General features: G+C 68.0%; 16 protein-coding genes. 10 read left to right on the top strand and 6 right to left on the bottom strand.

All coding sequences use genetic code 11. The annotated features are described in order from the left end of the window. Positions 1 to 21: 21 nt before the first annotated feature. The 3 genes from ABZ863_RS02835 to ABZ863_RS02825 form a co-directional block, all read right to left on the bottom strand. On the bottom strand, positions 22 to 1,143 hold the full coding sequence (locus ABZ863_RS02835) for a M14 family zinc carboxypeptidase (RefSeq protein WP_358530239.1): 1,122 nt from the start codon (positions 1,141 to 1,143) through the stop codon (positions 22 to 24). 204 nt (positions 1,144 to 1,347) lie between these two features. Then, positions 1,348 to 1,890: a dihydrofolate reductase family protein gene (locus tag ABZ863_RS02830; RefSeq protein WP_358530236.1), complete on the bottom strand. Its 543-nt coding sequence runs from the start codon at positions 1,888 to 1,890 to the stop codon at positions 1,348 to 1,350. Between the two features lie 65 nt (positions 1,891 to 1,955). After that, positions 1,956 to 2,333: an SdpI family protein gene (locus ABZ863_RS02825; RefSeq protein WP_358530234.1), complete on the bottom strand. Its 378-nt coding sequence runs from the start codon at positions 2,331 to 2,333 to the stop codon at positions 1,956 to 1,958. A 128-nt stretch (positions 2,334 to 2,461) separates the two neighbouring features. Between ABZ863_RS02825 and ABZ863_RS02820 the strand changes: the two genes are divergently transcribed. From ABZ863_RS02820 to ABZ863_RS02810, 3 genes are all read left to right on the top strand, one after another. Beyond that, positions 2,462 to 4,474 carry an APC family permease gene (locus ABZ863_RS02820; RefSeq protein WP_358530232.1) on the top strand — a complete coding sequence of 671 codons (2,013 nt, stop codon included), beginning with the start codon at positions 2,462 to 2,464 and terminating at the stop codon, positions 4,472 to 4,474. 39 nt (positions 4,475 to 4,513) lie between these two features. After that, the gene (locus ABZ863_RS02815; protein WP_358530230.1) at positions 4,514 to 5,053 is read left to right on the top strand and encodes a DUF2020 domain-containing protein; all 540 of its coding nucleotides are present in this window, start codon (positions 4,514 to 4,516) and stop codon (positions 5,051 to 5,053) included. Positions 5,054 to 5,180: 127 nt separating this feature from the next. Continuing rightward, positions 5,181 to 5,627: a hypothetical protein gene (locus tag ABZ863_RS02810; RefSeq protein WP_358530227.1), complete on the top strand. Its 447-nt coding sequence runs from the start codon at positions 5,181 to 5,183 to the stop codon at positions 5,625 to 5,627. A 76-nt stretch (positions 5,628 to 5,703) separates the two neighbouring features. On the opposite strand, the gene ABZ863_RS02805 is transcribed toward ABZ863_RS02810, so the two are convergent. Continuing rightward, positions 5,704 to 6,441: a hypothetical protein gene (locus ABZ863_RS02805; protein WP_358530224.1), complete on the bottom strand. Its 738-nt coding sequence runs from the start codon at positions 6,439 to 6,441 to the stop codon at positions 5,704 to 5,706. A gap of 88 nt (positions 6,442 to 6,529) precedes the next feature. Here ABZ863_RS02805 and ABZ863_RS02800 point away from each other — a divergent pair, with 88 nt between their 5' ends. Both ABZ863_RS02800 and ABZ863_RS02795 read left to right on the top strand, forming a co-directional pair. After that, positions 6,530 to 7,087 carry a peptidylprolyl isomerase gene (locus tag ABZ863_RS02800; protein ID WP_358530221.1) on the top strand — a complete coding sequence of 186 codons (558 nt, stop codon included), beginning with the start codon at positions 6,530 to 6,532 and terminating at the stop codon, positions 7,085 to 7,087. A 48-nt stretch (positions 7,088 to 7,135) separates the two neighbouring features. Continuing rightward, positions 7,136 to 8,071, top strand: coding sequence for a rhomboid family intramembrane serine protease (locus ABZ863_RS02795; RefSeq protein ID WP_358530219.1), 936 nt, complete (start codon positions 7,136 to 7,138; stop codon positions 8,069 to 8,071). On the opposite strand, the gene ABZ863_RS02790 is transcribed toward ABZ863_RS02795, so the two are convergent. Beyond that, the gene (locus ABZ863_RS02790; RefSeq protein ID WP_358530216.1) at positions 8,068 to 8,448 is read right to left on the bottom strand and encodes a PH domain-containing protein; all 381 of its coding nucleotides are present in this window, start codon (positions 8,446 to 8,448) and stop codon (positions 8,068 to 8,070) included. The genes ABZ863_RS02795 and ABZ863_RS02790 overlap by 4 nt on opposite strands. A 110-nt stretch (positions 8,449 to 8,558) precedes the next feature. Beyond that, positions 8,559 to 8,825, bottom strand: a complete 267-nt coding sequence (gene crgA, locus ABZ863_RS02785; RefSeq protein ID WP_358530213.1) for a cell division protein CrgA — start codon at positions 8,823 to 8,825, stop codon at positions 8,559 to 8,561. A 128-nt stretch (positions 8,826 to 8,953) separates the two neighbouring features. On the opposite strand from crgA, the gene ABZ863_RS02780 reads away from it, so the two are divergent. The 5 genes from ABZ863_RS02780 to ABZ863_RS02760 are packed head-to-tail and all read left to right on the top strand — an operon-like array spanning position 8,954 to position 12,243. After that, positions 8,954 to 9,976, top strand: coding sequence for a class E sortase (locus tag ABZ863_RS02780; RefSeq protein WP_358530210.1), 1,023 nt, complete (start codon positions 8,954 to 8,956; stop codon positions 9,974 to 9,976). Further along, complete coding sequence (locus tag ABZ863_RS02775) at positions 9,976 to 10,134, top strand: hypothetical protein (protein WP_358530207.1); 159 nt, start codon at positions 9,976 to 9,978, stop codon at positions 10,132 to 10,134. Before ABZ863_RS02780 ends, ABZ863_RS02775 begins: the two co-directional genes overlap by 1 nt. Positions 10,135 to 10,144: 10 nt before the next feature. Then, the gene (locus ABZ863_RS02770) at positions 10,145 to 10,786 is read left to right on the top strand and encodes an aminodeoxychorismate/anthranilate synthase component II (RefSeq protein ID WP_358530204.1); all 642 of its coding nucleotides are present in this window, start codon (positions 10,145 to 10,147) and stop codon (positions 10,784 to 10,786) included. A 3-nt stretch (positions 10,787 to 10,789) separates the two neighbouring features. Further along, positions 10,790 to 11,608: an ABC transporter ATP-binding protein gene (locus tag ABZ863_RS02765; protein WP_358530201.1), complete on the top strand. Its 819-nt coding sequence runs from the start codon at positions 10,790 to 10,792 to the stop codon at positions 11,606 to 11,608. Continuing rightward, a complete protein-coding gene (locus ABZ863_RS02760; RefSeq protein WP_358530199.1) occupies positions 11,605 to 12,243 on the top strand; it encodes a hypothetical protein in 639 nt (212 codons plus the stop codon). The genes ABZ863_RS02765 and ABZ863_RS02760 overlap by 4 nt, the downstream gene beginning before the upstream one ends. Position 12,244 lies beyond the last annotated feature (1 nt).

Below are 12,244 nucleotides of genomic sequence, written 5' to 3'. Positions count from 1 at the left end.
CAGGAACCGAGCCCGACGGTGTCAGCCCTGCGGAATGTTGCGCCGCTCGGGGATTGACTCATACCGCTGCGGGTCGATGTCGTCCAGCGTGCCGTCAGTGACGGTGTCGAGAATGCCGAACAGGCCCACCTCGATCTGCTTGTTGAGCATGCCGTTCTGCTTCTGCCCCCACGACTGGGTCTGCCCGCGGGTCTCGAACAGCACCGTGGCGCTGCCGCGGAGAGCGAACGCGCCGAGCGCGGTGCCGGGCAGATTGGTGTCCTGTGGGTAGAGCGTCACCTTGCTCTGCGGCGCGTTGCCGGACTGGAGTGCGTCATACACGGCGACGTTGACGCGGCGTGACGCGTCGTAGTCGAACTTGGGCCAGTTCCCGTGCTGCTCCGGGTCCGCGATGAACCTGCCCGAGATGGACAGCGTCGTGTAGTCGTCCATGCCCTCGCCGGTGTAGCAGGGCGCCTGGTTGTGCAGGTCGACGAAGACGTCCACGGTGCCGAACTCCTGCTCGAGGGCCCGATACACGTCACGGCTCGTCTGCGCTTCCGGAGTGACGTACCAGCCGACGGACGCGCTGTTGCCCGGGAAGTCGCCTGCTTGCGGAACGTAGTCGAGGTTCGGGTTGAAGTCGCGGTTGACGTCGAAGCCGCCCACCCGGGAGTTGTAGTTCCAGGCCGGCTGCGCACCCGCGAGCTGCGGGAACTCGCCCGCCACGTCGTCCCAGGTGGTGGCGTTCTGCCTGCGATCGAGCTCAGCGCCATCGCCGTTGAGCTGCGGCACGGCCACCACGGTCACCTCCTCGCGGATCTGTGCCGATCGCGCGGAGTTGTTACCGAGAGTCCGCAGCACCTCGATTAGCGCCGCGGTGCCGTTCATCTCGTTGCCGTGGATCTGGCTCTGGATGAGGACGACGGTGTCACCCTCGCCCACCCGCGCCGACCAGATCTCGCGTCCCTGGTTGGTGTACCCGGCGACGTCGACTGCGACCTTGCCGCCGCTGGTGTACTCGATCTGGTGCAGGCTGCGGCCGACCTCTTCATGGCTGATGAACCCCTCGACCGAGGTGCCACCGGTTTCTGTGCCGCAGTGCGCGGTGAGCGGTTGTGCCGCAGCCGGTGCGCTCACCAGAGCGGCGCAGGAGATTCCCACCAGCGCGATCGTCGGGAGCGCGAGGCTCCGCCGTAACCGAGAGCTCAGAGATGACCCGCCGGTGCCAGCCGCGGCGGATGTCCGTTTCAGGGCATTCACGGTGCCCAACCTAAGATCATCGGCGGCCCCGAAACAGAAACTAAAGTCGGGCAACTGGGCCGTACGCCGCCGGACTGTTCATAGTGGAACTCCTGTGCGGCGAACCTAGTCGCGAGATACGCGGAACCACAGCATCGTTGCCAGCGGCATGTGGTCCGCCCGCAACCGTTCGAGCTTCACCGTGGACCCGCCAGGATGGTCGAAAAGCCGTACGCCGTCGCCGAGCAGGACCGGCGCGATGAACACCAGGACCTCGTCGAGCACGCCCGCTTCAATGCACTGCCGCGCGACGTCCGCGCCGAGGACGTTGACGTACTTGCCACCCGCCGCCGCTTTCGCCGCCGTGACAGCGCTGTCGAGGTCGGTGACGAACGTGATGTCCGGTGCTGACTTGGCCGGGGGGTTGTGCGTGAGAACGAACTGCGGCCCGCTCCACGCACCGCCGAAGGCGCCCTCCTGCTCCGTGCCCCGGTTCGGGTCATCGCCGCGGAAGGTGCGGTTGCCGACGAGTATCGCGCCGATCTGCGCGACGAGGTCCTCCGCCGTCGGATTCGGTCCCTGGTAGTCCGTCATCCACGACATGTCCCCGCCGGGGCCGGTGATGAAGCCGTCCAGCGACATGGTGACCGAGTACAACAGCTTGCTCATGGGCTACCTTTCCGTCGAAACCAGGTGACCGACGTTGTGACAGCCGGCGACGCCGAAACTCATCGTCAGCTGCCGCGGTGCACCTGAACCGCGGCTCGGTGGGCGGCGAGAGTGCTGGCCACGACACCGATCAGGAACACCGCGACCCAGGCACAGATCGTCACGGCGTACAGCGCTGGCAGGCCCGTGGCGAACGGGCTCACGAGCGCGATCACGGCCGTCGTGACGGCGGTGAGGTGGGCAGGGCGGCGGGCTGCCGCGTGCCCACGCGACCACGCCTCGGGTGACCGCAGGGTCGAGGCGATACGGATCCCCACGGCGACGTTGCGCCCGAACCGGCCTTGCGCCAGTGCACGGGCGAGTACGTCCAGGATGAGTGAACACCCCAGCAACAGCACGGCGATCACGATCGCGGCGACGATGTCCGGCGCGTCGGTCGGCACGAGACCCCTTCCTCTCGGCTGGTCCTGACCCTATCGGTCTCAACTTCGTGGGACGGTGACGCCTTTGCGCTGCTCAGCCGGGTGTCTGACGCTGCGGCGGGCCGGTTCCGCGGCCTAGTCTCGGTGGTGTGGCGGCGAGCACATCCATCGTGAAGCGACTGCTGGTCGGCCGTCCCTTCCGCAGCGACCGGCTCGGCCGGGAGCTACTCCCCAAACGGCTCGCGCTGCCGATCTTCGCCAGCGACCCGCTGTCGTCGGTCACCTATGCCACCCAGGAGATCCTGCTGATCCTCTCGCTCGGTGGGCTCGCCTTCTTCCACCTGGCTCCCTGGGTGGCCGCCGCGGTCGTGGTGCTGCTCGTGGTCGTCGTGCTGTCCTACCGGCAGGTGGTGCAGGCCTATCCGAGTGGTGGCGGCTCCTACGAGGTCGCCTCGAAGAACCTCGGCCGCTCCGCGGGCTTGGTTGTGGCCGGAGCGCTGCTCGTCGACTACATCATGACCGTCGCGGTGTCGGTCGCCGCCGGGGTGGACAACATCATCTCCGCCATCCCCGCACTGAACGCCTACCGGATACCACTGAACATCGGCTTCATCGTCGTGCTCACCACGCTGAACCTTCGTGGGGTGCGGGAGTCCGGTCGTGCCTTCGCGATCCCGACGTACCTGTTCGTCGCGGGGGTGCTGCTGATGATCGTCGTCGGCTTCGCCCAGACGCTGGCGGGTTCGGCCCCGGTCGCGGAGAGCGCAGGCTGGAGCATCCAACCCGAAGAGGTCGGCCTCAGCGGGCTGGTGCTGGTGTTTCTCGTGCTGCGCGCGTTCTCCTCGGGATGCACTGCTCTCACCGGTGCTGAGGCCATTTCCAACGGCGTTCCCGCGTTCCGCAAACCCAAGGGGCTCAACGCCGCCCGCACCATGACCGCGATGGGCGTGTTGTCCATCGTGATGTTCAGCGGTATCACCGTGCTGGCCATGATCTCCCAGGTCCGGGTGGCGGAGAACACCTGTGACCTCATCGGTTTCACCGGCAACTGCCAGACCGATCCGCAGCGCACCGTGATCGCGCAGATCGCCGCGGCGGTGTTCGGTGGTGGCAACAGTGTGCTGTTCTACTACCTGCAGGGGACCGCGGCGCTGATCCTGATCCTGGCCGCCAACACCGCGTTCAACGGTTTCCCGCTGCTGGCCTCGATCCTGGCCCAGGACCGTTACCTGCCAAGGCAGCTGCACACCCGCGGAGACCGGTTGGCCTTCTCCAACGGCATCATCGCGCTGGCCGCGATCGCCGGGGTCCTGATCTACGTCTTCGACGGGTCGACCACCCGGTTGATCCAGCTCTACATCGTCGGCGTGTTCACCTCCTTCACCCTGTGCCAGATCGGCATGGTCCGGCACTGGAACCGCGAACTCGGCAACGCGGACAGCCGTGCCCAGCGCCGGCGTATCCAGCGGGGCCGGATCATCAACGCGTTCGGTGCCTGTTTCACCGGGCTGGTGCTCATCGTGGTGCTGCTGACCAAGTTCACGCACGGCGCTTACCTGGTGGTCATCGCCATCCCGTTGCTGTACCTGCTCATGCGCGCCATTCACCGGCACTACCAGCAGGTGCACGACGAGTTGAGCCCGGACGAGCCCAGTTCCCTGCTGCCCAGCCGGGTGCACGCACTGGTGCTGGTGTCCACGCTGCACAAGCCAACGCTGCGGGCACTCGCCTTCGCCCGCGCCACCAGGCCGGACAGTCTGACCGCTATCACGATCAACATCGACGATGCCGAAACCCGCGAACTCCAACGGCAATGGGACGAGTACGGGATCAAGGTGCCGCTCAAGGTGCTCGAATCTCCCTACCGGGAGATCACCAGGCCGGTTCTGCGCTACATCAAGCACGTGCGCGGCGAGAATCCCCGCGACATCGTGTTCGTCTACGTTCCGGAGTACGTCGTCGGGCGCTGGTGGGAGAACGTGCTCCACAACCAGAGCGCGCTCCGGCTGAAGGCTCGGCTGCGGTTCGAACCAGGCGTCATGGTGGCCAGCGTGCCATGGCAGCTGCGCGCGAGCCGGGGCCGTGAGCTGCGCCGTCCTCGCAACCTGCCCGGCGATGTCCGTCGTGGCATATCCCCGCCGGGGCAGCAGGAACCGCGCTGACGTCAAGGCAGGCAGCGCGTCTGGTTCACTGTGCTACCTATGCGACGACTGCTCATGATCGGCGCGGCTGCCGCGCTGCTCGCCGGCTGTTCTGCCGGGGGCGACCAGCCCGCCGAATCCGCACCGACGACGGCGGCTTCGACGCCACAGAGCTCGACCGCGCCGGAACCGCCGCCGGCGCCGGAACCGGTGGCCGACGGACCTTGCCCGTACCTGGCCACCGACGAGGTCGCGCGGGCCAACGGCCAGCGGGTGGCCCAGGTGCGCCTTTCGGCGGACCAGCAACCGCACCCCTCATGCTTCTTCTACCGCTCGGACGGCAACATCCAGCTCACTGTCCGTGTCTACGTCGGTGACCCTGCCGTGGCGACCTCGCTCGTCGATGAGGCGGCCCCGATCGACACGTCGAACCCCACCGAGCAGCCTCCCGGCTGGCAGGGCGGTTACGAGTCCACCGACAGCGGCGCCGTCTACGCCGTCGCGAAGGGCGACAGCGCCGTGATCGTGACGACGAACCAGCAACAGAGCGTGAAGGCCCGCTCGGTCGCCACAGCGGCGATCTCGGGTCTTGGCATGTGAGAGTGACCGACAGATACCACTGCGTGTTGGCCAAGTTGATCTTGTACTAGTCTTGCGCGCACCGCAGGTGTGACGACTCCCTGCGCCCCCACAATCGTTGATCAAGAAGTACGAAGGATAGGTACTCGTGGCTGACACCCTCAAGGAAGCGCTGCTCGACTCGAACCGTCGCCCGGCCGTCGTGACGGACCTGCAGACCCTGATCGACGAGGAGGTGGCGGCCAAGGGCGGTGTTTCCGGCGCCGTCATCAAGACCGGCTACGCCGCCGTGAAGAAGATCAAGCCGGGCATCATCGGCTCCGCTGCGGACAGCCTGCTCGACGACTTCGTCCTGGCCCTCGAGCCGATCTTCGCCGAGTACAAGAGGAGCGGCGCCGGCAGCTTCGCGGCCTACCTGCCGACCCGCGCGGACGAGGCCTCCAACGCGCTGCTGTCGGTCACCGACGCCCGTGCCGAGAGGAGCAGCCGCGACAGCATCAAGAAGGTCTACGGCAAGCTCCGCCCGAAGGGCAAGGAGAACGTCGAGGAGGCGCTGCCCCGCCTCGGCCAGCTGATCGACAAGTACGCTTCCTGATCCCAAGTCCTACAGCGAAGGCCACCTTCCATGCGTTCGATGCACGGAAGGTGGCCTTCTCTGCTGTGGCGAGCCGCTAGCTCTTCTTCTGCTGCTGCTGGCTGCTCGACGACGTCTGCTGGCCGTTGCGCTGTGCTGAGGCGCTCGGCGCGGGCTTCGCCGGCGGGGCCGGTTTCGGTGTGGTCTTGGCCGGTGCGCTCGGCGGTGTGCTCGGCTTCGCCGCCTCCGTCGCCGGCTTCGCCGGGGCGGGCGCGTCCGTGCTGCGCGGCGGTGCAGGCGCGACCGGCGGCTCTGGCTTGGACCTCAGTGCGTAGGCCACGATGCCGGCCAGCGCGCCGATCCCCAGCAGCCACGGCAGCTTCCGGCGCTTCTTCTTCTCACCGGTGGCAGCTGTCTTCGCCTCGGCCATTGCGGCCTTGAATTCCTTCTTGGCGTTCTTGAAGTCCTTCTTCCCCCGCCGCTTGGACTGACCAGTGGCCTTGGCCGCCTTGATGGCCGCCTTCTTGGCCTTGCGTCCCGGCGCCCGCATCTCCTCCGCGCGCTCCGCGGCCACCTTGCGGGCCTGCTTGGCGCTCTTCGCGACTTCCTTGCGGGTCCGCTTGGCCTGCGCGGCCAGCTTCTTGCGCGTACGGCGGGAGGTCTCCGCAAGCTCCTGGCGCGCGGTCTCGGTGCTCTCGCTGAGCCGCTGCTCGGCGACCTGCGCGACCTGTGCGGCCACCTCGGCGCCTGCCTTGCTCACTTCGAGAGCACGTTTTCTCAGCGCGCGTGAGCCGTTCTTGACGGACTCACCCGCCGTTTCCGCCGTTCGAGCCATCACGTTCACCTCGTCAATCGGTTGATGTCTAGGTCTGTGCTGGTATCCATCCTGCCCCTTTCCGGGCTATCTCGCCGAGGATGGCACGATGAGTCGTGTGACTGAGAGCAACGAATCCCCCGGTGGAGCCACGATGAAGGCAACGCTGCACACGAACCGCGGCGACATCACGATCAACCTGCTGCCTGATCACGCGCCGAAGACCGTCGCGAACTTCGTCGGCCTCGCGGAGGGCACGAAGGAGTACACGCAGCCGAATGCGAAGGGGGAGAACTCGGGCCCGTTCTACGACGGCGCCATTTTCCACCGGGTCATCGAGGGTTTCATGATCCAGGGTGGTGACCCGACGGGCACCGGCCGCGGCGGTCCCGGCTACAAGTTCGGCGACGAGTTCCACCCGGAACTGCAGTTCAACAAGCCGTACCTGCTGGCGATGGCCAACGCAGGCCCCGGCACCAACGGCTCGCAGTTCTTCATCACCGTCGCGCCCACTGCGCACCTGAACTTCAAGCACACGATCTTCGGTGAGGTCGCCGACCAGGATTCGCGCAACGTGGTCGACGGGATCGCGCGCACCGCGACCGGCCCCGCCGACAAGCCGCTCGAGGACGTCGTCATCGAGCGCATCACCATCGTCCGCAGCTGAGCGCGAGGCGGCTTTCCTCGTCGAAGAACAGGTAGGTTGGAAAGCACTGTGAGCCAACCTCCTTATCCGCCTCAGTACGGGCAGCCCCCTCAGCAGGAGGCGCTGCCCGGGTGCTGGTGGCATCCGAGCCGGCAGACCGGTCTGCGCTGCGTGCGGTGCAACCGGCCTGCCTGTCCGGACTGCCTGCGTGAGGCCTCCGTCGGGTACCAGTGCATTGACTGCGTGCAGGCCGCGCAGCGGGAGCACCGCGCCCATAGCGCGCGGTACCGCCGAGCCGGGTATGGCGCCAGGACGGTTGCCGGGGCGCGCGTAACGCAGCGCCCCGTCGTCACGCCGGCCCTCATCGCGATCAACGTGCTGGTCTACGTGGTGACGGTGGTCCAGGCCCGTAGCCTGATGGACAACAACCGGTCGGCACTGTTCGATGATGGCGTCCTGTGGCCGCTCGGCATCGTGGCACATGACGAGTGGTGGCGGCTGTTCAGCTCGGGCTTCCTCCACTATGGCCTGCTCCACATCGCGCTGAACATGCTCGCGCTGTGGGTACTCGGCCGCGATCTGGAGCTCCTGCTGGGCAGGGCCCGCTATCTCGCCGTCTACTTCGTCTCGATGCTCGGCGGCGCGGTGGCCGTGTTCACCTTCGGGGGCGCCAACACCGGCACGGCCGGCGCGTCCGGTGCGATCTACGGCCTGATGGGCGCGCTCTTCGTCGCCGTGCTGCGGCTCCGGCTCAATCCGGGGCCCGCCGTCGGGATCATCCTGCTGAACCTGGTGATCAGTATTTCGATCCCGGGCATCTCACTGCTCGGGCACGTGGGCGGACTCGTGGTCGGTGCGCTGGCCATGGTCGCAATGGTCTACGCCCCTGAGAAGAACCGGCTCGTCTACCAGGCTGGTGCGCTCGCGCTGGTCACGGTGGCGCTGATCGGCTTGCTCGTCTACCGCGACAGCCAGCTCTGCAGCGCCTACGGTCTCTGCGTCTAACCCGGGCGTAGGGCCGTGAGCTCGTCATGGACGTCACGTGGATCGGCGCCGAGTTCCACCCAGCCGAACACCACGAGGTCCTCGCCCTCCAGCTCCAGCGCGGCGACATCGCGGCCGAGCCGGCGCGCTGTGGTCAACCGCACGTCGACCTCGTCCCAGGCGAGCCGCTTGCTGCCGCCCAGCGTCCGGATGCGCACACCCCAGTGATCCGCGCACAGGCGCGGGCGCAGGAACGTCCCATGCGCGGCGGCGGCGAGCAGCGCGAGTGTGGCGACCGCGAGCAGTAGCGTGCCGGGCCGGTCCCCGGAGAGTGCGGTGCCCACCTTTCCCGCCACGGCGGCCGCGGCGAGCAGCCAGCCGACCGCGACCAGACGCATGCTTGGCGCCCAACTCAAGGTGGAGTTATCCACAGGGGTTGTCCACAATGGGGATTAGTCACACTGTTGTAATTCGATGTCAAGCCGCCATTCGGCGTACCACAATGCGGTCAGCGCCAGCGCATTGTCATGAGCAGGCCGCTGATCATGAGCGTGAACCCGATCGCGAAGTTCCAGTTGCCCAGCTCCAGCATGAAGGGGATCCTTGACCCGGCAAGGTAGTTCACTACCAGCCAGGCGAGCCCCAGCAACATCAGGCCGAACATCACGGTCTTGTAGACCGGATGCGAAGGGCCCGCCGCGCGCACCTTGACCGGTGTGCGGCGATCGGTTGGCGGGGTGTACGCCGTCTTCTTGCGGACCTTCGACTTGGGCATAGGAGTCCTCGCGTGCTGTCGGGTCAATCCGTGGCAGTCGCGAAACTGCCGCCACCTGCACACGTTAACGTAAAGGTGCAGGCGCTAGAACTGGGGAGCGAGCGCCGGAACATCCGAGAGGAGCTCGCTTGTCGAGGTACGAGGAGCCGGAGACCCGTGAGATCGCCGTCCCGGACTTCAGCAGGCGCCCGCCCGGCCCGCCGAGAACACCACAGCGCCCTCCGGCCAGACCACCACGTCGGCCAGGAGACCAGCCGCCGCGGCCGGGCGGCAACGGCCGGCGCCCGACCGGGCAGGCGCCGCCGCCGCGCAAGCCCCCGACCTCACCACCCGCGACGCCTGCGCGCTCGGGTGGCGGCGTGGGCCGGACCATCGTGCGGACCTTCGGCGAGATCCTCATCACGCTCGGCGTGACGATGCTCCTGTTCGTGGTCTACGAGCTCTACGTCACCAACTGGATGTCGGGCAGGCTGCAGGACGAGGCCAGCGCCGAGCTCGAGCAGCAGTGGTCGCAGCCGCAGGAACGGCAGCTGCACACCGAGCCCCTTGACGGCAGGGCCTTCGCGCGTATCTACATCCCGGTGTTCGGCGCCGACTGGAACTTCACGGTGCAACAGGGGGTCGATGCGGCCACGTTGGAGGTCGGCCCCGGCCACTACAAGAGCACGGCCATGCCGGGGGAGCCTGGCAACGTCGGCATCGCCGGGCACCGCGTCGGCAAGGGCGCGCCCTTCAACGACCTGGACCTGCTCAACTCGTGTGACGCGGTCGTCATCGAAACGGCCGACAGCTTCTATGTCTACCGCGTGCTGCCCATGAGCGGTGAGGTCGCCGGCTGGGCACAGGGCAAGGGGAGCGACCCGAAGTGCGCGAACGTCGCGCCGCTGCAGGACCGCAACAGCGCCTATCGGCAGACCGTCGGGCGGGTGATCGTCACGCCGAACCGCGGCGACGCCGTGGCGCCGGTGCCCTACCAGCCAGCGAACATCCTGCCCGAGACCGACCAGGCTCCACTGCTCACGCTCACCACCTGCCACCCGCAGTTCTCCGACCGCGAGCGCATGATCATCCACGGGGTGCTGACCGACCAGTTCCAGAAGCAGCCCGGGACCGGCTACGCCGAGCTGCTGAAAGAGATCGGGGAGGCCTGATGTACGGCTGGCTCTGGCGGCTGCTGCCCGGCCCGCTCGCCGTGCGCATCACGCTCGCCGCGGTGTTGCTGCTCGGCGTGGTGGCGCTGCTGATGTTCGTGGTCTTCCCGTGGTTGGAGCCAATGCTGCCGTTCAACGACGTCTCCGTCGAGGATTAGGCTGGCCGGCATGCGCGTACTCGTCGTCGACAACTACGACAGCTTCGTCTACAACCTGGTGCAGTACCTCGCCCAGCTCGGCGCGGACTGCACGGTGTGGCGCAACGATGTCGTGGACCTCGACGCGATCAGCGAGTTCGACGGCGTGCTGGTGTCGCCAGGGCCGGGTACCCCCGAGCGGGCGGGCCAGAGTGTCGACGTCGTGCGCCGCTGCGCCGATGAGAACGTTCCGATGCTGGGAGTCTGTCTCGGACACCAGGCCATCGGCGTCGCGTGGGGCGCGACCGTCGACCGCGCCCCCGAGCTGCTGCACGGCAAGACCAGCCGGGTCCAGCACACCGGGACGGGTGTGCTCGCCGGCCTGCCGAACCCCTTCACGGCGACGCGGTACCACTCGCTCACCGTGCTGCCCGACACGATCCCGGACGTTTTCGAGGTCACCGGTCGCACGGAATCCGGTGTGGTCATGGGCATGCGGCACCGCGAGCTGCCCATCGAGGGCGTGCAGTTCCACCCCGAGTCGGTGCTGACCGAAGGCGGCCACCGGATGCTCGCCAACTGGCTGGCCGCGACGGGCCACCCCGTGCCGGACAGGATCGTCAACGACCTCGAACGCGCAACCCGCGCACTACAGCGCTCGGCAGTCGTCTGACCGATGCGGCACCTGGCTGGGGTGGGCAAGCGCTACGGACGCGCGGCGCCGGTTCTCACCAGCGTGGACCTGGACATCAGCCCGGGGCAGGTCGTAGCCGTCGTCGGCCGCAACGGCGGCGGCAAGTCGACCCTCCTGCGCATTGTGGCCGGGCTCGCCCGGCCTTCGTGCGGCACGGTCAGCGGCAGGCCGTCGACAGGCTACGTCCCGGACCGGTTCCCCGGAGCGCAACGCTTCACCGCGCTCGGCTACCTGGTCCACATGGGACGGATCGGTGGCCTGTCGAGCGAGGACGCGCGGCGCCGGGGTGGCGCCTGGCTCGACCGCTTCTCTCTGGCCGGCGGTCCGGACAGCCAACTGCGGGACCTGTCGAAAGGCAACGCCCAGAAGGTGGGGCTCGCGCAGGCGTTGCTCGCCGAGCCGCGGCTGCTCGTGCTCGACGAGCCGTTCTCCGGTCTCGACCAGAACGCGCACGGCGTGCTCGCCGGGGTCTTCGCCGAGCAGCGGGCCCGCGGTGCCAGCGTGGTGTTCAGCGAGCACAGGGCCGAACTGGCGCAGGAGCACGCCACAAGTGCGTTCCGGCTCGCCGACGGCAGGCTCGCCCCGCTCGATGTGGAAGCCGACGGCGGCACGGCACGGATCGTCCTTTCCGGTGCCGATCCGGTGGCCTGGCGGGCCGAACAGCACGTACTGCGCGTGGTCGAGACCGCCGACCACGTCGAGCTCACTGTCTCCGGCACGTGCTGCGACGCGATCCTGCTGCGCGCGCTGCAGCGTGGGTGCTCGGTGTGGCAGGTCGAGAGGCCGACGAACGTTCCATGATCGCGACGACGCGGTACGAGCTCGCACTGCTGCTGCATTCGCAGCGCTACCTGCCCGCCCTCATCGCATTCCTCGGCACACTCGCCGTGCTCTACACCAGTCCGGGCGCGCCGGTGCTACCCGAGTTCGCGATCAGCGCGGGTGCGCTCGTGGTGGTGACCACCTGGCTGACCATCGCGCTCGCCGACGCGGAGGACCCGGTGCAACGGCTGATCACGGTGAGCCGCGCCGGTGGGCCACTGGTGGCGCTCGGCGGACTCGTGCTGGCCGTGCTCACCTGTGCGGTGGCGCTGACCGCGGTGTCCCTGCTGTGGGCGGCGTTGGTGCACGGTGGCATCGCGACCGCGGAACTCGGCTGGGGCGCACTTGCTCACCTCGTGGCCGCGTGCACCGGCGCCGCGATCGGCCTGCCCTGTTCCCGGCTCGTCGTCCCTCGCGTGGGCTACACCGTGATCGCGGCACTGCTCGCACTCGCCGTGGTGCTGCTGGTGCGCTGGGTACCGCTGGTGAATCCGATGCTGCGCGCGCTCGCCGGCGACACCGCGCCAGGCACGCTCGCCCTGGTGAGTGCGGCGCTGTCCGTCGGCGCCCTCGCCGTGAGCGGCATTGCCACCGTGGTTGCCGGTCGGCGCTGAC

This window comes from Saccharomonospora sp. NPDC046836 (genome assembly GCF_040645195.1).
In the GTDB taxonomy this organism is placed as follows: domain Bacteria; phylum Actinomycetota; class Actinomycetes; order Mycobacteriales; family Pseudonocardiaceae; genus Prauserella_A.
This window is presented reverse-complemented; position numbering and strand designations above follow the sequence as displayed.

Excerpts from the sequence above, each read along its gene's own strand:
- ABZ863_RS02800 (WP_358530221.1), top strand. The coding sequence starts at position 6,530 with ATGAGTCGTGTGACTGAGAGCAACGAATCCCCCGGTGGAGCCACGATG.
- ABZ863_RS02815 (WP_358530230.1), top strand. The coding sequence starts at position 4,514 with ATGCGACGACTGCTCATGATCGGCGCGGCTGCCGCGCTGCTCGCCGGC.
- crgA (WP_358530213.1), bottom strand. The coding sequence starts at position 8,825 with ATGCCCAAGTCGAAGGTCCGCAAGAAGACGGCGTACACCCCGCCAACC.
- ABZ863_RS02770 (WP_358530204.1), top strand. The coding sequence starts at position 10,145 with ATGCGCGTACTCGTCGTCGACAACTACGACAGCTTCGTCTACAACCTG.
- ABZ863_RS02775 (WP_358530207.1), top strand. The coding sequence starts at position 9,976 with ATGTACGGCTGGCTCTGGCGGCTGCTGCCCGGCCCGCTCGCCGTGCGC.
- ABZ863_RS02790 (WP_358530216.1), bottom strand. The coding sequence starts at position 8,448 with ATGCGTCTGGTCGCGGTCGGCTGGCTGCTCGCCGCGGCCGCCGTGGCG.
- ABZ863_RS02830 (WP_358530236.1), bottom strand. The coding sequence starts at position 1,890 with ATGAGCAAGCTGTTGTACTCGGTCACCATGTCGCTGGACGGCTTCATC.
- ABZ863_RS02765 (WP_358530201.1), top strand. The coding sequence starts at position 10,790 with ATGCGGCACCTGGCTGGGGTGGGCAAGCGCTACGGACGCGCGGCGCCG.
- ABZ863_RS02805 (WP_358530224.1), bottom strand. The coding sequence starts at position 6,441 with ATGGCTCGAACGGCGGAAACGGCGGGTGAGTCCGTCAAGAACGGCTCA.
- ABZ863_RS02760 (WP_358530199.1), top strand. The coding sequence starts at position 11,605 with ATGATCGCGACGACGCGGTACGAGCTCGCACTGCTGCTGCATTCGCAG.